Origin of the sequence: Aeromonas sp. HMWF015 (genome assembly GCF_963878965.1) — a bacterium.
In the GTDB taxonomy this organism is placed as follows: Bacteria; Pseudomonadota; Gammaproteobacteria; order Enterobacterales; family Aeromonadaceae; genus Aeromonas; species Aeromonas veronii.
This window is the reverse complement of record NZ_CAWNZT010000356.1, coordinates 38,664-59,092: the sequence shown is the minus strand read 5'-3', so window position 1 is coordinate 59,092 and position 20,429 is coordinate 38,664. Positions and strand designations below refer to the sequence as shown.

General features: G+C 60.5%; 18 protein-coding genes and 1 pseudogene. 8 read left to right on the top strand and 11 right to left on the bottom strand.

The genetic code is table 11. From position 1 onward, the window contains the following. Positions 1–1,406: monovalent cation:proton antiporter family protein (locus AACS18_RS18285; protein ID WP_108612962.1), on the top strand; the 1,406-nt coding region annotated here is incomplete at its 5' end. A 28-nt stretch (positions 1,407–1,434) separates the two neighbouring features. Here AACS18_RS18285 and AACS18_RS18280 read toward each other — a convergent pair. The 4 genes from AACS18_RS18280 to AACS18_RS18265 form a co-directional block, all read right to left on the bottom strand. Then, positions 1,435–2,580, bottom strand: coding sequence for a patatin-like phospholipase family protein (locus tag AACS18_RS18280; RefSeq protein WP_005347843.1), 1,146 nt, complete (start codon positions 2,578–2,580; stop codon positions 1,435–1,437). A 112-nt stretch (positions 2,581–2,692) separates the two neighbouring features. Further along, positions 2,693–3,571 (bottom strand): alpha/beta hydrolase, encoded by an 879-nt coding sequence (locus AACS18_RS18275; RefSeq protein WP_108612961.1) that lies wholly within the window; start codon positions 3,569–3,571, stop codon positions 2,693–2,695. 82 nt (positions 3,572–3,653) lie between these two features. Next, positions 3,654–4,250, bottom strand: a complete 597-nt coding sequence (locus tag AACS18_RS18270; RefSeq protein WP_108612960.1) for a TetR/AcrR family transcriptional regulator — start codon at positions 4,248–4,250, stop codon at positions 3,654–3,656. 113 nt (positions 4,251–4,363) lie between these two features. Next, entirely contained in the window at positions 4,364–5,008 is a 645-nt protein-coding gene (locus AACS18_RS18265) for a response regulator (protein WP_005338467.1), read from the bottom strand. A gap of 171 nt (positions 5,009–5,179) precedes the next feature. Between AACS18_RS18265 and AACS18_RS18260 the strand changes: the two genes are divergently transcribed. Then, positions 5,180–5,806, top strand: a complete 627-nt coding sequence (locus AACS18_RS18260) for a glutathione S-transferase N-terminal domain-containing protein (protein WP_108612959.1) — start codon at positions 5,180–5,182, stop codon at positions 5,804–5,806. A gap of 75 nt (positions 5,807–5,881) precedes the next feature. Here AACS18_RS18260 and AACS18_RS18255 read toward each other — a convergent pair whose 3' ends face one another. From AACS18_RS18255 to AACS18_RS18235, 5 genes are all read right to left on the bottom strand, one after another. Continuing rightward, entirely contained in the window at positions 5,882–7,993 is a 2,112-nt protein-coding gene (locus AACS18_RS18255; protein WP_108612958.1) for an alpha-amylase, read from the bottom strand. A gap of 228 nt (positions 7,994–8,221) precedes the next feature. Beyond that, positions 8,222–9,388, bottom strand: a complete 1,167-nt coding sequence (locus tag AACS18_RS18250; protein ID WP_069554527.1) for a hypothetical protein — start codon at positions 9,386–9,388, stop codon at positions 8,222–8,224. Beyond that, positions 9,388–9,759: a GtrA family protein gene (locus tag AACS18_RS18245; protein ID WP_005338463.1), complete on the bottom strand. Its 372-nt coding sequence runs from the start codon at positions 9,757–9,759 to the stop codon at positions 9,388–9,390. Before AACS18_RS18245 ends, AACS18_RS18250 begins: the two co-directional genes overlap by 1 nt. Beyond that, positions 9,756–10,775: a glycosyltransferase family 2 protein gene (locus AACS18_RS18240; RefSeq protein ID WP_108612957.1), complete on the bottom strand. Its 1,020-nt coding sequence runs from the start codon at positions 10,773–10,775 to the stop codon at positions 9,756–9,758. The genes AACS18_RS18245 and AACS18_RS18240 overlap by 4 nt, the downstream gene beginning before the upstream one ends. Positions 10,776–10,830: 55 nt before the next feature. Continuing rightward, positions 10,831–11,376: a hypothetical protein gene (locus AACS18_RS18235; RefSeq protein WP_041202288.1), complete on the bottom strand. Its 546-nt coding sequence runs from the start codon at positions 11,374–11,376 to the stop codon at positions 10,831–10,833. Positions 11,377–11,692: 316 nt separating this feature from the next. On the opposite strand from AACS18_RS18235, the gene AACS18_RS18230 reads away from it, so the two are divergent. From AACS18_RS18230 to AACS18_RS18215, 4 genes are all read left to right on the top strand, one after another. After that, complete coding sequence (locus AACS18_RS18230; RefSeq protein WP_108612956.1) at positions 11,693–12,457, top strand: substrate-binding periplasmic protein; 765 nt, start codon at positions 11,693–11,695, stop codon at positions 12,455–12,457. A 92-nt stretch (positions 12,458–12,549) separates the two neighbouring features. Continuing rightward, a complete protein-coding gene (locus AACS18_RS18225; RefSeq protein ID WP_108612955.1) occupies positions 12,550–14,034 on the top strand; it encodes a L,D-transpeptidase family protein in 1,485 nt (494 codons plus the stop codon). 163 nt (positions 14,035–14,197) lie between these two features. Continuing rightward, entirely contained in the window at positions 14,198–14,743 is a 546-nt protein-coding gene (locus tag AACS18_RS18220) for a YcbK family protein (protein WP_108612954.1), read from the top strand. Between the two features lie 49 nt (positions 14,744–14,792). Further along, on the top strand, positions 14,793–15,044 hold the full coding sequence (locus tag AACS18_RS18215; protein ID WP_108612953.1) for a lipoprotein: 252 nt from the start codon (positions 14,793–14,795) through the stop codon (positions 15,042–15,044). Between the two features lie 85 nt (positions 15,045–15,129). On the opposite strand, the gene AACS18_RS18210 is transcribed toward AACS18_RS18215, so the two are convergent. Both AACS18_RS18210 and cysZ read right to left on the bottom strand, forming a co-directional pair. Beyond that, positions 15,130–15,744, bottom strand: coding sequence for a trimeric intracellular cation channel family protein (locus AACS18_RS18210; RefSeq protein WP_033115777.1), 615 nt, complete (start codon positions 15,742–15,744; stop codon positions 15,130–15,132). Positions 15,745–15,887: 143 nt separating this feature from the next. Then, positions 15,888–16,652 carry a sulfate transporter CysZ gene (cysZ, locus tag AACS18_RS18205; RefSeq protein WP_108612952.1) on the bottom strand — a complete coding sequence of 255 codons (765 nt, stop codon included), beginning with the start codon at positions 16,650–16,652 and terminating at the stop codon, positions 15,888–15,890. Between the two features lie 110 nt (positions 16,653–16,762). Here cysZ and AACS18_RS18200 point away from each other — a divergent pair, with 110 nt between their 5' ends. Both AACS18_RS18200 and AACS18_RS23615 read left to right on the top strand, forming a co-directional pair. After that, on the top strand, positions 16,763–20,137 hold the full coding sequence (locus tag AACS18_RS18200) for an AAA family ATPase (RefSeq protein ID WP_108612951.1): 3,375 nt from the start codon (positions 16,763–16,765) through the stop codon (positions 20,135–20,137). 15 nt (positions 20,138–20,152) lie between these two features. Then, a pseudogene (locus AACS18_RS23615) lies at positions 20,153–20,429 on the top strand (cell division protein ZipA); the annotation flags it as partial.

Sequence of the window (20,429 nt, the reverse complement as noted above, 5' to 3'; positions counted from 1 at the left end):
CCCTCAAGGGGCTGTTTGCTCTCTTCACTCTGCTGGCGGTGGGCAAGTGGTTGCTGCCGCTGCTGTTTCACGAGGTGGCGCGGGCCCGCTCCGACGAGTTGTTCGTGCTTAGTGCCCTGCTGGTGGCGCTGCTGGCTGCCTACATGACCCATTCGCTCGGGCTGTCGATGGCGCTGGGGGCGTTTCTGGCGGGGATGATGCTGGGGGAGTCCCACTACCGTCATCAGCTTGAGGTGGACATCAAGCCCTTTCGCGATGTGCTGATGGGTCTCTTCTTTATCACCATCGGCATGGCCATGGAGTGGGAGCTGGTGGCGCGGGCTTGGTGGCAGGTGCTGATCTGCGTGCTGCTGCTGGTGCTGTGCAAATCCCTGCTGGTACTGCTGGCCGGGCGGCTGATGGGGGAGCGCAAGCGTGACAGCATGGCCGCCGGCATCATGCTGAGTCAGGTGGGGGAGTTCGGCTTCGTGCTGCTGGCGCTGGCGCTCCACCACGGCTTGCTGGATCAGCAACTGGTCTCCCTGCTCATCGGCATTGGGATCATCTCCATCGCCATGACCCCCTGGCTGGTGACTCAGGCCCATTCGCTGGCCCGCAGCCTCACCGATCCGGCGCTGCTGACCCGCTCCGAAGTCGCCCAGTCGGGCCTGAGCAAAAACCAGCATGTCATCATCGCCGGGTTTGGCCGAGCGGGGCAGACCTGTGCCCGCTTTCTCAAGATCGAGGAGATCCCCTTTCTGGCCCTAGACCTCGACCCCGAGCGGGTGAGCGAGGCCAAGCTGGCGGGGGAGCAGGTGGCCTTCGGCGATGCCAGCCGCCGCGATATTCTGCTGGCCGCCGGGCTGTTGCGGGCGCGGCTGGTGATCATCACCTTCGATGATCGCAAGCGGGTGGAGGCGATGCTGGCACTGATCCGCGAACTGGCGGGGGATCTCAAGGTGCTGGTGCGTACCCGGGATGACAGTTTTCTGGAGCAGTACAAGCAGGCGGGGGCCTTCGAGGTGATCCCCGAATCCCAGGAAGGGGCCCTGATGCTGGTCTCCCACCTGCTGCTCAATTGCGATATCCCCATCGGTCGGGTGATCCGCCGGATGGAGCTGGAGCGCAGCAGCCAGTATCGCTTCCTGCACGGCTTCTACTGGGGGGATCAGAGTGCCAGCAATCTGGAGGCAGATCAGCTGCTTGAACGCCTCCATCCGCTGTTGCTGCACGATCAGGCGTGGGCGGTAGGCCGTGAAGTGCGCGAGCTGCCGCTCGATGAGGTGCGGATCAAGGAGGTGCAGCGCGGGGATCAGAGCCTAGAGCCCAGACCCGAGCTGGTGCTGGCGGCTGGCGATCGGCTGATCCTGTTTGGTACCGTGGTGGCGATGGAGCAGGCGGAGCAGCGTTTGCTGGAGGGGCGCTGAGTTCCCTCGGACTCATCGGCCGCGCCCTTTATTCCCGCTCTTTTGGTAGCCCTTCGATATCGAGGAAGGCGACGACCCGCTCCCGCTCCCTCAGGGTGTCCTGATAGCCCAGCTTGATCAGCTGCTGACAATAACCCGGATAGAACATCAAAAAGCTGGCCAGACTGCTGGTCTCATCCCCCTTCACACCCAGCACCCGCAACAGGCGGCGCAACTTTAGCGGCAGTTTGCGCAGGTAGGCCAGTGCGATGGTGTCGAGATCCTGACTCGGTTTCAGCACGCAGGTTTCCACCCGTTTCAGCTTGAGGCGATTGCGCTCCCGCTCAGGGATAAGATCCAGAGTCTGGTTGATGCGCCACAGCCGCTCCAGATCGGAGTTGAGGGTGTCGGTAAAGACCGTATCGAGCAGATGGCTGGCGATATTGGAGCTGGTGAGATGGCCGTGATGATGGGTCGGCGCCGAGTGCGCCGGCGGATCCAGGGTGATCAGCAGGATCCGCTCCGCACCCAGATGGATGGCGGGGCTGAGCGGGCTCAGCTGGTGGATGGATCCGTCGCCGTAGAACTTCTCGCCGATCCGGGTGGCCGGAAAGACGAAGGGGAGCGCCGAGGAGGCGAGCAGATGCTCAGATGTAAGCACGGTGCGTACCCCGCGCCGTCTGGCCCGCTCCCACGGATGGTGGTCGGCCCGCCCCTGAAAGAAGGTGGTGGAGAGACCGTCATCGTAATCCGACGCCGTGATGGCCAGCGCCTCCAGACTGCCGTAGAGGATGTTGTCATCGATGCGGTGATAGTCGATGAGTTGATCCAGCAGGCGGTGCAGCGGCGCGTTGTCAAAGAGGTGAAAGGCGTGGTTGGTGTGGGGATTGATCAGCCCCGCCGACCCTTCGTACATCAGCCGCCACAGCAGTCGGCCGGGGTGAAAATCGAAGATGTGGTGAGTCTCGAAGCGGCGCCATACCCACTCCAGCTTGCGCACCCCCAGATGGAAGCAGGAGGCGTAGCAGGCCAGCGCAGTGACATTGATGGCCCCCGCCGAAGTGCCACACAGGATGGGAAAAGGGATGCCGAGATTGCGCGGGTAGAGCTCCGCAATCGCCTTGAGGGCGCCGACCTGATAGGCGGCGCGAGCACCGCCACCGGTGAGCAACAACGCTGTATTGGGTCTGGCCATATGCTGGCGCCTTATTGTGTCCTGACAAGAATGTTCCCACTGACAAATTAACTATAAGGCGCTGTATCAAATATAAAAACGGGCGCTTGCCCGTTTTTTTCATGGCCCCATGTCAAAGGGCGCGGTGAGGATTTTCCGGCCGCGCCAGCTGATCGAAGGCGGCGAATACCGGGGCGCTGGCGAGGATGCGGCCGTGGCCCAGACCCCGGGTGCTCACCAGCCGGGTATGACCATCCTGACTGGCCCGCAAGGAATCGCCGTGCGGGGCAAATCTGTCCTCCTCGTCGTGTACTATCATCGCCGCGCCGCTGCGACTGGCGAGTCGGCCCAGCGGATCAACCGTGCTCAAGGGGTGCTGGTACTCCTGCTCAATCTCCTTGACCACCGCATCGAACAACCGGATGGAGTAGCCGGAACGTGCCACCATGCCGTAGAGCTGGGGCACATAGTCGAGCACCGGCGAAATCAACAGCAGCGGCAGGGTATCGATACCCGCCTGACGGCTGGATAGTGTGACGGCGCCTCCCATGCTGTGGGCGATGACCCCGTGCAGCGGGCCTGCTTCGCTGGCCAGCTTGGTCGCCAGCTCGTCGAAGGCGCGCACGAAGCGGGGCAGGTGTCCAGTGTTGCCTGCGCTCTGGCCGTGGGCCGGATGATCGTAGGCAATGGCGGTGAAACCCTGCGCGGCAATATGGCTCATCAGCGGATAGAACTGGCTGGCGCTGCCGGACCAGCCGTGCATCAGCAGCCACAGCGGCCCCTGACCGAGCCGATAGCTCATCAATACCCCTTCGCCGGTGTGGACAGCCTGCTTCACCAGACCGGCAGGCTCGTGGCCATCCCGCTGGTTGCGCTGGGGGGTGAGCAGCAACTTGCTGGCGGTACGTTTGGCATGGGTGGGGGCAAGTCTGTGGTGCAACCGGGTGCCGATCCCCAGCAGCCATTTGCTCGGGCTGAAGCGGCGGGTGTTGAAGTAGATCTTGCTGCTCATGGTCATCCTGTGGTTTTTATGTGCGAACGGTCGTGCTTTTTTATCGGTTTTTAAAAAGTCGTGTTGAACGGATGCCAACACATCAGCGCCAGCTGCTCAGCAGAGCGTCCACCTCGGGCCAGAAGTGGTGGGCCGGATCCTGACACAGTTCGAGATTGTTGAACACCTGATCCGCCAGATAGAGGCCATAGAGGCGGTAAACGGCGCGCCAGGGATCCATCTCCCGTCGCCACTCGCCTGCGGCCTGCCCCTGCATCACCTGACGGGCCAGATAGTCGAGCCAGAAGCGCACCAGTTGCCGGGCGGCTTGCTGCACCTGGCTCTTTTGCTCATGGCCATCCTGCACCGAGGTCCAGGCGTCGAGAAACATGCAGCGTCCCGCAAAGCAGTGGTTCCACGCCAGCCAGGCGCGCAGTAGGGCGATCAGCTTGTCGTGCTGGCTCTGGTGCTCCTGCTGGCGTACCGGCTGGATCACCCGCAGCCGAAACACTTCGGCGGCATACTCCAGCACGGCGATCTGCAGATTGTCGCGGGATTGAAAGTGGGCAAACAGGCCGCTTTTGGACATTTCGCAGGCGCTGGCCAGCGAGCCTATGGTCAGGCTTTCCAGCCCTTGCTGGCTCGCTTGCTCAAAGGCGGTCTGCAAAATGTTTTCCCGGGTCAGGCGCCCTTTGCTCATCACTCTCTCCTCGTTGGCGCTGGCAGCATAAAGTACGATCGTGCTAATTGTCGAGCAACAAATAGCCAGCATGGCTGGCTATGTCGTCTCCCGCGTGTCACTGCGTGCGGGTTTCAGCTCTCCTTGATATCGAGCTGTTGCAGGGCGATAACCGCCTGAGTGCGGTTCTTGACGCCCAGTTTTCTGAAGATGGCGGTGATATGGGCCTTGATGGTGGCCTCGGAGACGTTGAGCTCCCAGGCGATCTGTTTGTTGAGGCTGCCATCGCGCAGCATGATCAGCACCTTGTATTGCTGGGGGGTGAGGCTGGCCAGCTTGCTGGCGAAATCGGGGCCGTCTTCCGATTCGGGATGGAGCGAGATGCCTTCCGGCACCCAGTTATCCCCCCCGATCACCGTATTGAGGGCGTTGACCAGCTCCTTCATCGGCACCGACTTGGGGATAAAGCCGAGCGCCCCGAGCCGCAACACCTGCTGGATGATGGCCGCATCTTCCGAGGCGGAGACCACCACGATGGGCAGGTCGGGATACTGGCCGCGCAGGTGGGCCAGCCCCTCGAAGCCGTTGGCCCCCGGCATCTTGAGATCGAGCAGCAACAGGTCAACTTCGGGGTGCTCGCCGAGCAGGCTGGTCAGGCTGTCGATGGAGTCCGCTTCCAGCAATTGGGCGTCGTTGATGGCCATGTGCACCGCTTGGTAAAGGGCGCCCCGAAACAGGGGGTGGTCATCTGCGATGACGATGGTAAATTGGCTGTCCATATTTCGGTTAATGGCTCACATTGTTGCTAACTGATTGTTTTGAAAAATCAAACTAGCATCGCTCACCAAGAGGGTCAAACCCGCCGGTGTGCAAATGTGAAGCGACCATCGGATGTTTTGCCATCAAGGGCAGACCGGCCGGTCGCAGGCAACTCATGCAGGAGGCAACAGATGGGATCCTTGGTATTGGCGGTGGGCACCGGCTCCACCTGGGCGATGCGGGCGGCACAGGTGCTCGCCATGAGCGGGCTGACGTGGCAGGAGCAGGTGTTCGATCTGGAGGATGCCAAGTCGCTGGCCCGGCTCAAGCGGCTGGCACCGGCCGGTCTGGTGCCCTGGCTCGAACACGATGGCGTGCGGGTTCACGACTCGCTGGCCATCGCTGAATATGTTCACGAGCTCTGTCCCGATCGCCAGCTCTATCCCGTTTCGCTGGCTGAGCGGACACAGGCTCGCAGCCTCTGCGCTGAGCTACACGCGGGATTTCGGCAGGTCCGTTCTCTGCTCCCCTTCTTCCTTGGGGCGCCAACCCGTATCGATCCCCCGGTGGCGGCGGTCGGTGAGCTGGCCCGTTTGCAGGAGATCTGGTCGCAGGCGCGGGGCCCTTTCTACTTTGGCGAGGCGGGCATTGTCGATGCCTTCTATGCGGTGATGGCCTATCGGCTGGCCAGCTACGGCATCCTGTTGCCCGGTCAGGCCGGAGCCTATCAGCAGGCGCTGCTCTCTTGGCCTCTGTGGCAGGAGACCCTGCTCAAGGCGCGGTTGCAGTGGCCGGTGGTGGCGCGCCAGCCACAGTGAACCTTGGCAGATAGATAAACGAAAGAGGGGAGCCAGTGGCTCCCCTCTCTGCTGCTGGTCAATGTGGCTCAAGAGTTACTTCTGCCGACCGGCAAAGACCACCACTACCTTGTCATCCCCCTTCTCCCGTACGAAGGCGTAGGGGGCATCCGAGAGTTTCTGGTGACTGCCTGCCGCAATAGCCGGATGGGCGGCGCGGAACTGGCCCAGTTGCTGCCAGTGCTTGACCAACTCGGCCTTGTCTCCGCTGGCCAGCTCCTGCCAGTTCATATCCGAGCGCAAGCCTTGATCGAACACCCCGCCATCCTTGGCCAGCCCGCGGCCGGACTCGTCGCCGTAGTAGAGCTGGATGCCCCCCGGCAGCAGCATAAAGCTGTTGGCGACCCGGCGCTGTAGCGGCACATCCTGATAGTCGCCAAAGAACAACTTGGTGTCATGGGAGCTGATGTAGCTCAACACGTTGAACTCGGGATCCTGATTGATGCGGCTGGCGTAGCTGGCATAGGTGGGCTCGGCGCTGGCCATGCACTGGGCCTGGGGCAGGGCAAACTCGCGCTGATAGTCGAAGTTGATCAGGGAATCGAAGCCGTTCTGATACCAGAAATCCTTGGCTACCCCGTGATCCCACACCTCGCCCACCATGTAGAAGGGCAGATCGTCGAGGGCCTTGCCCGGGTTGTTGGTCTTCCACTCCTTGAGCGCAGCGGTGCCCGCCTGCTTGAGCTTGGCCCACACTTCGGGCTCCAGATGCTTGACGGTGTCGGCGCGGAAGCCGTCGATGCCAAAGCGGCGCACCCAGTCGGTGTGCCAAGCGATCAGGTAGTCGCTCACGGTAGCGTCGGGTAGCGCCTTGGCGAGGGTATCCTTTTTCGCGGCCAGCAACGGCGGCAGCCCTACCGGTTTGGTCGATTCGGTGAGAAAGTCCGGTAGCCCCGCCACCGAGCCGGTGACATCGTCGGTGCCTGGCTGCGGGTAGCCGGGCAGACCGGCGCGCACCCAGTCACCGCTCCACCATTTGTTCCACGCGGGTGATTGATAGTCGATGAACTGGTTGTAGCCATGCCAGTTGAGGCCGCCGCTCGGTCGCCACTGGTTCCAGACGGTCGGCAGCTTGTCAGTGTTCTGGGTGAGATCGGTGAGCCCCAGATCTTGCAGATCGGCGAGGGTGGCGTAACCGGCGTGGTTCATCACCACGTCGAGGATGATCCGCATGCCGCGCTTGTGGGCCTCGTCCACCAGGGTTTTCAGACTCTCTTCATCGCCGTAATTGGGGTCAATCTTGGTGAAGTCGAGCGCCCAGTAGCCGTGGTAGGCGTAGAAAGGGAAGTTGCCCTGCTCGCCACCGCCGATAAAGCCGTGCACCTGCTCCACCATGGGGGTGATCCAGATGGCGTTCATGCCGAGGCTCTTGATGTAGTCGAGCTTCTCGGTCAGCCCCTTGAAGTCGCCGCCGTGCCAGGTGGCCACCTCGTCCTGACCATCCTTCTGGCGGCCGAAGCTGTGGTCGTTGGCAGGGTCGCCGTTGTGGAAGCGATCGGTCAGCAGGAAATAGACGCTCGCCTGATCCCAGCTGAACGGTGCTGGCTTGGCTGCCTTGACCGGCTCGAGCAGCAGCAGGCCGCCGCTCTCTTTGCTCGGGGTCAGGGTCAGCTTGCCCTGTTTGACCACCGCCTCCTGTCTCGAATAGGCATCCCTCAGTCGGGTACCGTCGGGCCAGACCCCTTTGAGCGACACAGTGACCGGGCCGCCATCCCAGCTGATGCAGGGCTCCTCTGGCGGCTGGCGTTTGAACTCGCTCTTCTTGGTCGCCCGCAGCACCTTGAGGCTGGGGGTATCCGGGTTGAAGGTGAACTGATAATCCCCCGCCAGCATTACCCGCAGGGTAAAGCTCTGATCCTTGCTGCATTTGTCCATGGGTTGGGCGGTGCCGAAGGGGAGTGGTTTGTTCTCGCTCGGGCCAAAGCTGGTGCCGCAACTGTTGCCTGTGTCGCTGATGCGGATCTGGTGGCTCCCCTTGGCAAGGGAATGGGTCAGCTCTACCGTGCCCTTGTCCAGCGCGATCGGGGCCGCTACCGGTTGACCATCCACATAGAGGCGAACCTCGGGGGCGGCTATCGCCTGCTGGGTGAACAGAGGGGCGGCCAGCAGGGCGAGCCAGAGAGGGGATAAGTGATGAGCACGACGCATAAGCCATTCCTTGAGCAGGGCAGTTCGGACAAGGGCCCATTCTAGGAGCAGCAAAGAGTGCCTTGGATCGGCAAAATGCCGATTTGTGACATCAGTTCAAATGGTTACGTTTTCAAGCAGAGGAAAGTGTGATGGAGGGTGGGTGAGATGCTCTGTCGATATAAATGGCGCCTATAAAAAATGCCGGTCAGGTGACCGGCATTTGGTGTATCAGGCATCGTCGTCACATCAGACGGTGAAGAACTTGAAGTTGACGAAGGCCACCGCGATGAAGGAGGCAACCATGCCGCTGATGCAGAGCACAGCGGGGCGGATAGCGGGCCAGCGATGGGTCAGCAGAATGATGGCCAGCAGGGTCGGGTAGAGCCCGAACATGTAGCGTGGCATGGCGTTGAGGCCGGTCATCAGCGGGATGGTGCAGCAGATGAACATCAGGGTCGCTTCAGCCCAGCGTTTCTGGCTGAACAGGTAGCCGTTCAGGCACCAGCCGAAGATCACCATGATGGAGAGGTAAGCCTTGCGGCCGCCCAGCTCGAAACCGCTCAGCCACCAGTCCAGCGGGCTGTCCATATAGCGACCCCAGGCCACCTGAATGTGCTTGAAGGCGAAGGCATCGCCGGTCAGGTGATAGAGGTAGACCATGTAGGCAAACAGGCCAAACGGGATCATCCAGAGGGTGAACACCACCTTGAAGGCGCGCTCGGTGAAGCGGAAAAATTCCCGCCAGCCGTAGGCTTGCAGCGCCAGGATCAGCACCGGGAAGACCATCATCACCCCCAGGTTGCGGGTGGCGGAGATACAGACCCCCAGCACGGCCACCATCAGCCACTGCTCCCGATAGGCGAACAGGAACATCCCCAGCATCAGTGCCATAAAGGTCGACTCGGTATAACCGGAGACGAAGTAGGCGGAGAAGGGGGAGAAGGCGAGCAGCCAGACGCCGAAGCGGGCGGTATCGTCACCCAGCTTGAGCTGGCGCAGCACCAGCAGCATCAGCGGCAGGCTGGCGAAGAAGGAGGCGTTGGCCACAATGATGAGGCCGATCAGGCTCTCGACATTGAACAGGTTGGAGATGGCACCGGAGACCATCGGGTAGAGCGGCATAAAGGCCCAGTTGGCCGCATTGCCCTTGCTCAGCCAGCGCGGGTAGAGGTCGTAGCCGTTCTCGATGATGCGCTGGAACCAGACGCAGTCGAACTGACAATAGGCCTGCAGCGGACCGATGTCGGGGGAGCCGTAGAGCTGGACACCGAAGTAACCCATGCCATACAGCGCCACCCGGCTCAGTATGAAGGCGGCGATGATCATCAGCCAGTCACGACCGCTGATGCGCAGTGACGGGCGATAGGGGAGTGCAGCCCCGGTTAGCGGGGCAGTATTGGTCATATCATTCATCAGGCAAAAACCCAGACGCGAGAGAGAACGTAAGTGAGGACGGTAACGGTCAGGGTGGCGATGACCACCGGCAGCAGACCGGAGAGCCCCGCAAACAGCAGGCCGCTCAGGATCAGGTTACGCACCGCCAGCGAGAAGAGGGCGACCAGCAGAAACTTGCTGGCGGCTCCCTGCTTCTGGAAGGTGATGTAGCGGTGACCAAAGAAGGAGAACCAGAACGCGATGGCAAAAGCCAGCGTGGTAACCAGGTGCTCCGAGATGGTGGGCCAGGTATGAAACAGTGCGATGGAGGTGCCAAGGTCGACGAGGGTTGCCCCCCCGCCGACAAAACCGAAACGTACCAGCCGCCAGAATTCCTCGCGGGAGATCATTGAGGCGCTTGCTCCTGCTGCTCTTGCGGGTTGCTGTCAGCCCTCTGCGGTTTGGCCGCATCCTGCTTGGCATACTGGCCATAGACCCCTTCAATGAGGTAGACCGGGCGCTGTTTCACTTCCACGAACATGCGGCCGATGTACTCGCCGATGATGCCGAGCGACAACAGCTGGATACCGCCGAGGAACAGCACCACGGACATCAGGGAGGCGTAACCGGGCACGTCGATGCCGAAGAAGATCACCTGGGTGATGATTTTCAGGATATAGAGGAAGGCAACCAGCGAGACGCTGACCCCCACATAGCTCCAGACCCGCAGCGGCCAGCTGGAGAAGCTGAGCAGACCGTCGAGGGCGAAGTTCCACAGTTTCCAGTAGTTGAACTTGGTTTCACCGGCGTGACGGGCAGGGCGCTCGTAGGGGACGCCTACGGCACGGAAACCGGCCCAGGCAAACAGCCCCTTCATGAAGCGGTTGCGCTCGGGCAGCAGCTTGATCGCCTCGACCACGCGACGGTCGATCAGGCGGAAGTCACCGGCGTTTTCCGGCAGCTTGGTGCTGGTGGAGAGGGCGTTGAAGAAGCGGTAGAAGCCACCGGCAGTCAGGCGCTTCATCGGGGTATCGGCGCTGCGATCGACGCGGATGCCGTAGACGGTGTCATAGTCACCGGTCTGCCACAGTTTGACGAACTCCAGGATCAGGGCGGGCGGGTCTTGCAGATCCACGTCCATCGGCACGATAGCATCCCCTTTGGCCTGATGCAGACCGGCGGTCAGGGCCGCTTCTTTACCGAAGTTGCGTGCCAAGTTGACCAGGGTCACGCGCGGATCGCGGGCGATGGCCTGCTCGACCACTTCACGGGTGCGGTCACGGCTGCCATCGTTGACGAATACAATTTCAAGCTGGTCTTTCAGCGGGGCCAGTTCGTTGTCTATCGCGTTGATGAAGGCATCGATGCTCTCTTCCTCGTTGTAAACGGGAACGACCAGAGAGAGTCGAAAATCTGGATGCGACATAAGAACGTCCTTATTTGGGATAGTTGTTTTTATAAAATGGTATTCGGGGCAAGGATCACTGGGCTACGGTCAAACGTACCGACTGCACATTGATGGGAGTAGGTGCCGAGAGCGCCAGAAAATTGGGGCGCTTGGGATCTGCCGTGAGCGAGTCTCCGGGCAGACTGAGGCGGATTTCGTTGATGCCAGCTTTGGCCAGTTTCACCGTGGTAGTGAAGTCGTGACCCAGCGCCACTTTCAACAGGGCACCGGCTTCCGGGCTGTTGATGCGGGCTTGTACGGTAAGCTGATCCGGATTGGCTGCTTGCTTGGGCAGCACAAAGTAGAGACCGCCCTGACCGCTGAGCAGGGTACCTTCGTCGCTCGGCTTCTTGGCCCAGCCTTCGCTGGAGAGGAAGCGGCTTGGCTTGGTCAGATTGAGCTCGTTACCCGGCTGATAGGTCATGCTGGAGTTGTGTTCCCAGAAGCGTGTCTTGCCTTCCAGATAATAGAGTTTGTAGGCCAGGCTCACGTTGGGGTGAGCAGCCAGATAGAGGGTGTAAAGATAAAAACCGCTTAACGCCAGAATGGCAGTCAAAAAACCGAACTTTTTGTACGTCATATCACTCTCTATGCCTGACAGAATGGGTAGGCCGATGTCGCGCATATGCTAATCCAATTGCAAAAAAAGCATAGTGGATCACAAAAAAATATTTGGTCACATATTAACCCCTTTTTACCCCTGTTCCAAACGTTGCTGTTTCCCGGTTAAACAGGTCTGACGGGGCGCAGGTTGCCAGTAGCGCTCCGGCAGGGCGTTTGGCAAATAGACGTGCTTTGCTGCGTCATTTTCTAGCGGATGCGATTGTCATCTGGCCTCTATCGCCATTTTGCAGGGGGCGATTTATGATGACTCACCTATTCGTCAAGGATGACCTATGAAGTGGCTCACCCTCTCTCTGCTGCTTGGATTATGGGCGCCAATGGCATTGGCCAAGGCCCTGTGTCCCGAGCCTATTCAGGTCGGTTACGATAACTGGCCCCCCTACCATTATTACGAAGCCGATTCACCGCAACAGGTGCGCGGTTATGCCGCCGAGGTGCTGACGGCTGTACTCACTTCCATGCACTGCAAGGTCAACTATGTGGAGCTGCCCTGGAAGCGGGTACTTCACGAAATGGAGTATGGCGAGATAGACATGGCGATGGAAGCGAACATCAATGATGAGCGCGCCCGTTATGCCTGGTTTTCCGACTCCTACAACCCGGGGCGCACCTTGCTGTGGATCCGTAAGGGCAGCCATTATCCCGAACAGGATCTGGCGAGCTGGCTGGCCAGTGGTTACTCCCTCGGTGTCACCAAAGAGTACTTCTATGGTGATGAAGTGATGTCGCTGCTCGCTCGCTATGCCAAACAGGTGAGTGCGGTGAGCGACCAGCAGAATTATGAGAAGCTGGCCCGCGGGCGGATCGACGGTTTCCTCGGTGACATGCTGGCTACCCCCAGCGCCCTCAACAAGGAGGGGATGAGCGGTCTGTTCACCAGTCACCCCATGGTGGTATCTGAATCGCCGAGCTTCTTTATGTTGGGCAAGCGCAGCTTTTCGCCGCAGTTCTTGCAACAATTCAATCAGGCGTTGGCGCGGTTCAAGGAGACAGATGCGTATGACATTATCTGGCAGCGTTATGCCCCCGGGCGCTAGCAAAGTATTGGCCGTTCACGCATCATGAGCGGCCTGAGCATCGGGTCTGCTTGTCAGGCCTGACAGAGTGAACAAACCGTTTTGAGGTACCCATGGGGATGAAGTATTGGCTGGCCCTTGCCAATCTGGTGTGGCTGGGATGTTTGCCCGCTGGCGCGGTACATGCGACCGAAGCACAAGTTGTGGTGGCGGCCAGTGAAACCGGGCACGACTGGTATCAGGGCAGTCAGGCCGAACAGGCCCGTATCGAGCTGGAGCAGCAGTTGCAAGAGGCTGTGTTGGCCCAGCTGCACCCCGATTTTTTCACGCTTTGGAAGCGCCTGCAGGCCACTCCTGCAGACAAGCGTGGCGCCCTCTATGACGACATTTTTACCAAGCTGAGTCGTTTCCAGCACGCCTGGCGGGGGATGGATCTGGTCTCGCGCGAGCAGATGAAGACCCTCAAGCTCGATTTGAACCGCCCTGTGGTGACCCTGCCCAGCGATGATGACCTGCTCACTCAGGTGAAATCCCTGCGCCCTCAGGTGGCGGAATACGAGGCGGTGCGGGCCAAAGTGCACAAACTGCTGGCGATGCCGATGGCCAGAAAGTGGCCGACCCTTGATATGCCGACCCTGCGTGCCGGAGAGAGCTCAGCCGAGCTCGGTCAGATCCGTGCCATGCTCAACGAGCTGGGCGACAGCGCCCCGAGCCATGGTGATCAGATCTACGATGTTGATACCGAGCAGGCCATCAAGCAGTTCCAACATCGTCACGGTCTCACCGCGGACGGCATCATCGGCCGTCAGACCCGCTCCTGGCTCAATACCGGCCCGCAAGTGCGCGCCAGCCTGTTGTTGCGTAACCTGTGGCGTCGCGATCTGGTGGATCAGCTCGCCGGTGGCCGCTACGTGCTGGTCAATATTCCCGACTACCGCCTGAGCGTGGTGGAGTCCGGCAACGAGGTGTTTACCAGCCGGGTCATCGTCGGCAAGGAGCAGCGGGCCACCCCCATTCTGGCCAGCGAAATTCGTTCCATCGTGCTCAACCCCTCCTGGCATGTGCCGCGTTCCATCCTGAGCAAGGACATCCTGCCCAAGCTGGGTCGCGATCCCGCGTACCTGAGTCGCGAGCAGTTCGAGGTGATCGACAGCGAGGGCAATCCGGTGCAGTTCACCGAAGAGGGGTGGCATCAGGCGCTGGCTGCCGGTTTCCCCTATCGTCTGCGGCAAAAGCCGGGTGATCACAATGCCCTGGGGCGCTACAAGTTCTACCTGCCCAACAATGACGCCATCTATCTGCACTCCACCCCGCGCAAGGCGCTGTTCGAGCAGGGGGCGCGCGCCTTCAGTTCGGGCTGCATCCGGGTGGAACATGCGGACGATCTGGCCGAGCTGTTGCTGGCAGATTCCCGCTATCAGCCGGACAAGGTGGCCAATATCCTCAAGGAGAGCCAGACCAAATGGTTGCCGCTCACCACGCCGATCCCGGTCTTTACCGTCTACTGGAGCAGCTGGATCGACGAAGATGGTCGCCAGCAACTGCGTAACGACATCTACGGATTTGATCGGGTCAGCTTCCAGAGCCGCCTGCTGTGATCCCAGCCACAGAGTGAAAAGCCCGGCCTCGGCCGGGCTTTTTCATGGGCGAGAGAGGTTTGACATGATCCCGGCCGGGAGGTAGTTTCAAGCGCCTGAACCGAATTCATTGAACAATCTTTATTCAACTATGTCGCTTGAATCTGCGATGGACGGACCCCTTATGCTGGAACAAGAGATAAGTCGTCGTCGCCTGTTGCTGGGAGCCGGTTGCCTGCTGGGCAGCTCGCTGATCTCCTTCCCTGCACTGGCAAGCCGCAGTACCACTGGTCGTGAACTGAGCTTTTTCAATCTCAACACCGGTGAGCGGGCAAGGGTCAGTTATTGGGAGAATGGCCGCTATCTCAATGACGGGCTGGCCGAATTGAACCATATCTTCCGCGACTATCGTCGCAACGAAGTGTTCGACATCGATACCAAGCTGTTCGATCAGCTCTTCCTGCTGCAGCACAAGCTGGGGAGGCGAGGGGAGATCCAGCTGATCTCCGGCTATCGGGCACCGGCGACCAATCGCCAGAAGCGCCGGAGAAGCCGCGGGGTTGCCAAACATAGCTACCACACCCTGGGACAGGCGGTCGATGTGCGTATTCCCGGCGTGCAGCTGGCCAATCTGCGCAAGGCAGCGCTCCATCTCAAGGTCGGTGGCGTCGGCTACTACCCGCATGACAACTTTGTTCACCTCGACACCGGCCCTGTACGAAGCTGGTGATCACCCGGGCCAACCTGTTAGGCTCCAATGATTGAGAGAGGAGAGACAGATGAAACGTCTGGTAACGGGGATCCTGATCGCCCTGGCATTGACCGGTTGCAGCAAGCTCAACCGCGACAACTACGACAAACTGAAGATGGGGATGAGCTACGCCGAGGCCAGCGCCATTCTGGGCAAAGCCGAGCGTTGTGACGATGTACTGGGAACTACCAGCTGCATCTGGGGTAGTGATGGCAAGAACATCAAGATCCGCTTCATCGCCGACAAGGCGACCTTCTTCAGTTCGGAAGGGATTAACTGAGGCTGCAAGAGCCCATGAAAAAAGCGCCATGTCGGCGCTTTTTTGTTGTCCGCAATCCGGGCTGTCTCGCCAAAAGCTGGCGTACTCAGTGGGTTGCGTACTGGTAGTTGAAGGTGGGCAATCCCCACTTGAAGCGAACCGCCAGGAGGCGCAGTACAAAGCCGATGCCAATCGCCCCAAAGGCTGCCCAGTTGGTTGGCAACCCCTGATCCAGCGCCAGGCAGTAGAGGGCTGCCGTGATGAGGGAAATGGCGGCATAGAGCTCGCGGCGAAACACCAGTGGAATGCGTTGGCAGAGCAGATCCCGCAGCACCCCGCCAAAGACCCCGGTCACTACCGCCATGATGCAGGCGATGCCGGCGCCATGCCCCATCTCCAGCGCTCTTGCTGCGCCGAAAATGGAGAAGACCACCAGACCCAGCGCATCGAGCGCCATAAAGAGCTTGCCGAGGTAACGCATCAGCGGCGCCGAGATGACCCCGGCCATGGCCGAGCCCGCGACCAGCAGCACATATTCCGGATGCTCGACCCAGAGCAGGGGATAGTGCCCCAGCAGCACATCGCGGATGGTACCGCCGCCAATGGCGGTTGCCGAGGCGATGATCACCACACCAAACAGATCCATCCGTCGCCGGCCCGCTGCCAGCGCACCAGTCATCCCTTCGGCCACCAGGCCCAGCAAGAAGAGTGCATGTAACATGAGATATCCCAGGGTACGAGAAAGGCGAGCATCCTAACAACTCGGGCTATATGGGACAAGCAAAGCGATATATCCATTATTTTAATTCATGCGAAAAGCAAAAAGGCACCCTGACCGGTGCCTTTTTAATCACTGCTTGAGGATCAGCGGCGCAGCTGCTCCTGCCGGTAGTGATCGACCCAGATGGCGGTGGCGCCACAGATGGCGACCGGCATCACGAACAGGTTCACCACCGGAATGGCGGAGAAGAGGGTCACCAGAGCACCAAAGCTGAGGCACTGGCCACGGCGCTGCTTCAAGGCATCGCGCATGGTGATGAAGTCGATTTTGTGGTTGTCGAACGGATAGTCGATGTACTGGATCGCCATCATCCAGGCGCTGAACAGGAACCAGAGCACGGGGGCTAAAGTCTGGCCGACCACGGGAATGAGGAAGAGGATGAGACAGCCGATCGCCTTGGGCAGGTAGTACTTGAGCTTCTTCCACTCGCGACCGAAGGTGCGCGGTACATCCTTGACGATATCGAGCATGCCGCTGTCGTTGGGGGCCTCGCCGGTCAGGATCTGTTCCACCTTTTCAGCCAGCAGGCCGTTGAAGGGGGCGGCAATCCAGTTGGCGACCGAGCTGAAGATAAAGGAGAAGACCACCAGTATGGTGATGAGGGCGATTGGCCAGAGCAGGTAGTCCAGCCAGTTGAGCCAGGCCGGGATCTGCTGGTGCAGCCAGGCGAACAGGCCGTCGAGTTGCAACAGCAGAGCATAGAAGGCGCCGGCGAACAGCACGAAGTTGACCAGCAGGGGGATCAGCACGAAGGTGCGGATACCGGGCTGGCGGATGAGGGAAAAACCGCGCAGGAAGTAATCTGCACCGCTGATTGACGCTTTGACCATATGGGGTGATTGGCTCATATGAGCTCCATCTGTGCATGGGAAGACAGTCAGCATATTACAAACAAGCTTTTGATTTGGTAAAGTCGCCTGCCCGCCTCCCCTTTATTTAGCCACTCATACAGGTCGCCATGCGTCTGAAACTGATCAAACTCGCCGGCTTCAAGTCGTTTGTCGAGCCGACCCGCATCGAGCTCAATGCCGACATGACCGCAGTGGTCGGGCCCAATGGCTGTGGCAAATCCAACGTGATCGACGCCGTACGCTGGGTGCTTGGCGAGAGTTCAGCCCGCCATCTGCGCGGCGAGAATATGACGGATGTCATCTTCAACGGCTCCGTCAACCGCACCGCCCATGCCCGCGCCTCGGTCGAACTGGTGTTCGATAATCCCCACAACCGGGTGCCCGGCGAGTTCGGCCGCTTTACCGAGATCTCGGTGCGTCGCGAAGTGCTGCGTGACGGCACCAACCACTATCAGATCAATGGCCAGAAGTGCCGTCGCAAGGATGTGACCGACCTCTTCCTTGGTACCGGCCTCGGTCCCCGCAGCTACGCCATCATCGAGCAGGGCACTGTCAGCCGGCTGGTGGAGTCCCGTCCCGCCGATCTCAAGCTCTTCATGGAGGAGGCGGCCGGCGTCTCCCGTTACAAGGAGCGGCGCCGCGAAACCGAGCAGCGTATTCGCCACACCCAGGAGAATCTGGAGCGTCTGGGCGATATCCGCGGCGAGTTGGGCTCCCGTCTCGACCACCTCAAGGCGCAGGCCGAAACCGCAGAGCGCTACAAACAGCTCAAGAGCCGTTCACGCGCCGCTCGCGCCGAGTTGATTGGCTCCGAGCTGTGGTCACTGGAGACTCGCCTCGGCGAAGCCAAGAGCGAGCTGGCGCAGGTCGAGCAGGCGCTGGCGGCGTTCGATGCCAAGCGCACCGCCGACGAGGGACGCCACGTCACTCTCTCGGTGGCTCGGCAGGAGGCGCAGGCCGAGCAGGCCAATCGGCAACAGCAGATTTTCCTTGGCGGGCAGGCCATCGCCCGTCTTGAACAGCAACAGCTGCACCAGAGCGAGCTTGGCCGTGATTTGCAGGCGCGAACCCAATCTCTCGGGGATCGCATCACCAGCCGCAAGGCGCAGCTGGCCAGCCAGCAGGAGCAGCTGACCGAAGGCGTACTGAGGGCCGAGCATGAGGAAGCGCGGCTGGAGCAGTGTGAGCAGTTGCTCACCGAGCAACAGGAAGCGCGACTGCGTGCCAGCGAGCAGCTTGAGCAGACCCGCCAGCGCCAACAACAGTGGCAGCAGCAGGTGACCCGACTGCAGGGCGAGCTTAACCAGACCCGGGCTCGGCTCGGTGGCTTGCATGAGCTGCAAGCTAAAACCCGACTTGCCCGTCTCAAGCTGGAGGATGAGCGCTCCGGCCCCATCGGCGTAGAGGATGCAGATCTGCAACCGACCCTCGAGATGCTGGGGGGCGAACTGGAGTTGGGCCGGGCGGCGGCCGAGGAGCTGGCAGCGCAGCTTGCGCAGGCGAGTGAGGATCATGAAGCGCTCAAACTCGCCCACAGCCAGCAGCAGGGGTTGCTACGGGAGCTGGAGGCGCGCCTGACGACGCTGGATCAGATCCTTGGCGAGCAGATGGAGGGGGCGACTCTGGCGGATCGGCTGCAAGTTGCCCCCGAATGGGCGCAGGCACTCGACAAGGTGCTGGGCCGCTGGCTCACCGCGACCCCTGCGGACGAGTGCAATCCGGTTTTGGACGGACTCTGGATTGGCCCGGCGCTGCCAGCCGTTGCCGGCACGCTGGCCTCCTTGATCAGTGGCGCTCACATTCCAGCCTTCCTCAACGCCATCTGGCTGGCCGATGACAGGGAAGAGGCGCAGGCTCGCCAGCCAACCTTGCTGGCCGGTGAGTCGGTACTGACTCCTGCCGGCGACTGGTTGGGGCCGAACTGGGCGGATATTGGGCAAGGCGCTGCGCTCGGTACCATGGCGTTGCTGGGGGAACGTGAGCGGTTGCACACCGAGCAACGCGCTGCAGCCGACGTGCTGGCACAATTGAGCGAGCAGCTGGCTGCAGCGGATGAACGGCGGGCACGCATCGTTAATGCGCAGGAGTTGTCGCAGCGAACCCTGCGCGAGCAGGAGCAAAAATGGCAGCAACTGCGCGAAGCCTGGAGCTTGCAGCAAGGTCAGCGACAAGAGCGGCTGCTGCGGCTCGGACAGCTTGGCGAAGAGCTGATCCGCCTCGATAAAGAGCAGGCCGAAGAGGCGCAGCGGCTGGCCGAGACCGAGCAGCAGCTGGCGCTCGAAGAGGCGCGTCTGGCCGAGTTGCAGGAGCAGGGCGAGCCCCTGAGCGAGGCGCTGCAGGCAGCTCAGGATTTGGTGGGGCGCTGCGAGCGAGCGCAGGAAGAGGCGCGCGGGCGGCGCGAGCAGCAGCAGGCGACCTGTCAGCGTTTGCAGCTTGAACTTGGCAACCTGCGTCAGCTGATTGCGCTTGGTGAGGAGGAGTTGGCAAGGCTCGGGCTGGAGCTGGCCGGACTCAAGAGCCCTGAAAACGAAGCGATTCCAGACCTCGCCCCTTTGCTGGCGGAGCAGCGCAATCTGGAGGCGCAGCAACTCGCCTGCCATCAACGGCTGGCGGAGCTGGAACGTCAATTGAGCGAGCTGGATCAGGCGCGTAGCGCCGATCACAAGCAGCTGGTGGTGCTGCAGGAGAAGCTGGCGACCCTGCGCCTTGAGCGCGAGCGCAACCTTACCCGCCGGCAAGGGCTGCACGAACAGTTCGAAGAGCTGGGTGTTCGACTGGTGGATCTCGATCAGGCGGTGCTGATTGCCGCTGATCGCGGCAAGCTGCGGCAGGAGATCCAGACGTTGGAGACGCAAGTGGAAGCACTTGGCGCCATCAACCTGGCTGCGCTGGAAGAGTACGAAGAGGCGAAAACGCGAGCAACTTATCTGGAAAACCAGTGCCAGGATCTTGAGCAAGCGCTGGAAACTTTGAGCCAAGCCATTAAAAGAATTGATAAAGAGACACAAATACGCTTCCGGGACACTTTCGATAAGGTCAACGAAGATTTAAAATCCCTCTTTCCAAAAGTGTTTGGTGGGGGCAGTGCCTGGCTTGAGCTCACCTCCGATGATCTTTTGGAGGCCGGAGTGAGCATCATGGCGAGACCTCCGGGTAAGAAGAATGCTACCATTGCCCTGCTTTCCGGGGGGGAGAAGGCGTTAACCGCACTTGCGCTGGTTTTTGCCATCTTCAGACTCAATCCAGCACCTTTTTGTCTGCTGGATGAGGTGGATGCACCGCTCGATGAAGTGAACGTCGGTCGCTTCTGTTCTCTTGTCAAAGAGATGTCGAGCACAGTACAGTTCGTTTACATCAGTCATAATAAGGTCTCCATGGAGATGGCTGAGCAGCTGGTTGGCGTCACAATGCAAGAGCCCGGGGTTTCTCGCATTGTGTCGGTCGATATCGGTGAAGCCGTCGCTTTGGCTGAGCAAAACTAGAAAGAGAAGCAGCTAATGCAGGAATTGCGTTACATCTTGGTTGCCCTGGGCGGTATTGCTATTGCGGCATTGCTCATTCACGGGTTGTGGAGCAACAAAAAGAATCGTCAGGCACCGATCAAAGAGAAACCGCTTGGCCGGATGGAGTCCAAGTCACGTAATCGTGACGATGATGCGTTCGACAGCGATGGCATCGGTCAGGTGCGTGTGGTCAGCAGTGGTCGTCGCGCCGAGCCCAAGCTCCATCGCGACGAAGAGAGCCGCCAGCCGGAACTCAGCCGTCGCTCCTCAT

Bases quoted from the DNA above. Each gene is read 5' to 3' on its own strand.
- AACS18_RS18280 (WP_005347843.1), bottom strand. From the start codon at position 2,580: ATGGCCAGACCCAATACAGCGTTGTTGCTCACCGGTGGCGGTGCTCGC.
- AACS18_RS18275 (WP_108612961.1), bottom strand. From the start codon at position 3,571: ATGAGCAGCAAGATCTACTTCAACACCCGCCGCTTCAGCCCGAGCAAA.
- AACS18_RS18270 (WP_108612960.1), bottom strand. From the start codon at position 4,250: ATGAGCAAAGGGCGCCTGACCCGGGAAAACATTTTGCAGACCGCCTTT.
- AACS18_RS18265 (WP_005338467.1), bottom strand. From the start codon at position 5,008: ATGGACAGCCAATTTACCATCGTCATCGCAGATGACCACCCCCTGTTT.
- AACS18_RS18260 (WP_108612959.1), top strand. From the start codon at position 5,180: ATGGGATCCTTGGTATTGGCGGTGGGCACCGGCTCCACCTGGGCGATG.
- AACS18_RS18255 (WP_108612958.1), bottom strand. From the start codon at position 7,993: ATGCGTCGTGCTCATCACTTATCCCCTCTCTGGCTCGCCCTGCTGGCC.
- AACS18_RS18250 (WP_069554527.1), bottom strand. From the start codon at position 9,388: ATGAATGATATGACCAATACTGCCCCGCTAACCGGGGCTGCACTCCCC.
- AACS18_RS18245 (WP_005338463.1), bottom strand. From the start codon at position 9,759: ATGATCTCCCGCGAGGAATTCTGGCGGCTGGTACGTTTCGGTTTTGTC.
- AACS18_RS18240 (WP_108612957.1), bottom strand. From the start codon at position 10,775: ATGTCGCATCCAGATTTTCGACTCTCTCTGGTCGTTCCCGTTTACAAC.
- AACS18_RS18235 (WP_041202288.1), bottom strand. From the start codon at position 11,376: ATGACGTACAAAAAGTTCGGTTTTTTGACTGCCATTCTGGCGTTAAGC.
- AACS18_RS18230 (WP_108612956.1), top strand. From the start codon at position 11,693: ATGAAGTGGCTCACCCTCTCTCTGCTGCTTGGATTATGGGCGCCAATG.
- AACS18_RS18225 (WP_108612955.1), top strand. From the start codon at position 12,550: ATGGGGATGAAGTATTGGCTGGCCCTTGCCAATCTGGTGTGGCTGGGA.
- AACS18_RS18220 (WP_108612954.1), top strand. From the start codon at position 14,198: ATGCTGGAACAAGAGATAAGTCGTCGTCGCCTGTTGCTGGGAGCCGGT.
- AACS18_RS18215 (WP_108612953.1), top strand. From the start codon at position 14,793: ATGAAACGTCTGGTAACGGGGATCCTGATCGCCCTGGCATTGACCGGT.
- AACS18_RS18210 (WP_033115777.1), bottom strand. From the start codon at position 15,744: ATGTTACATGCACTCTTCTTGCTGGGCCTGGTGGCCGAAGGGATGACT.
- cysZ (WP_108612952.1), bottom strand. From the start codon at position 16,652: ATGAGCCAATCACCCCATATGGTCAAAGCGTCAATCAGCGGTGCAGAT.
- AACS18_RS18200 (WP_108612951.1), top strand. From the start codon at position 16,763: ATGCGTCTGAAACTGATCAAACTCGCCGGCTTCAAGTCGTTTGTCGAG.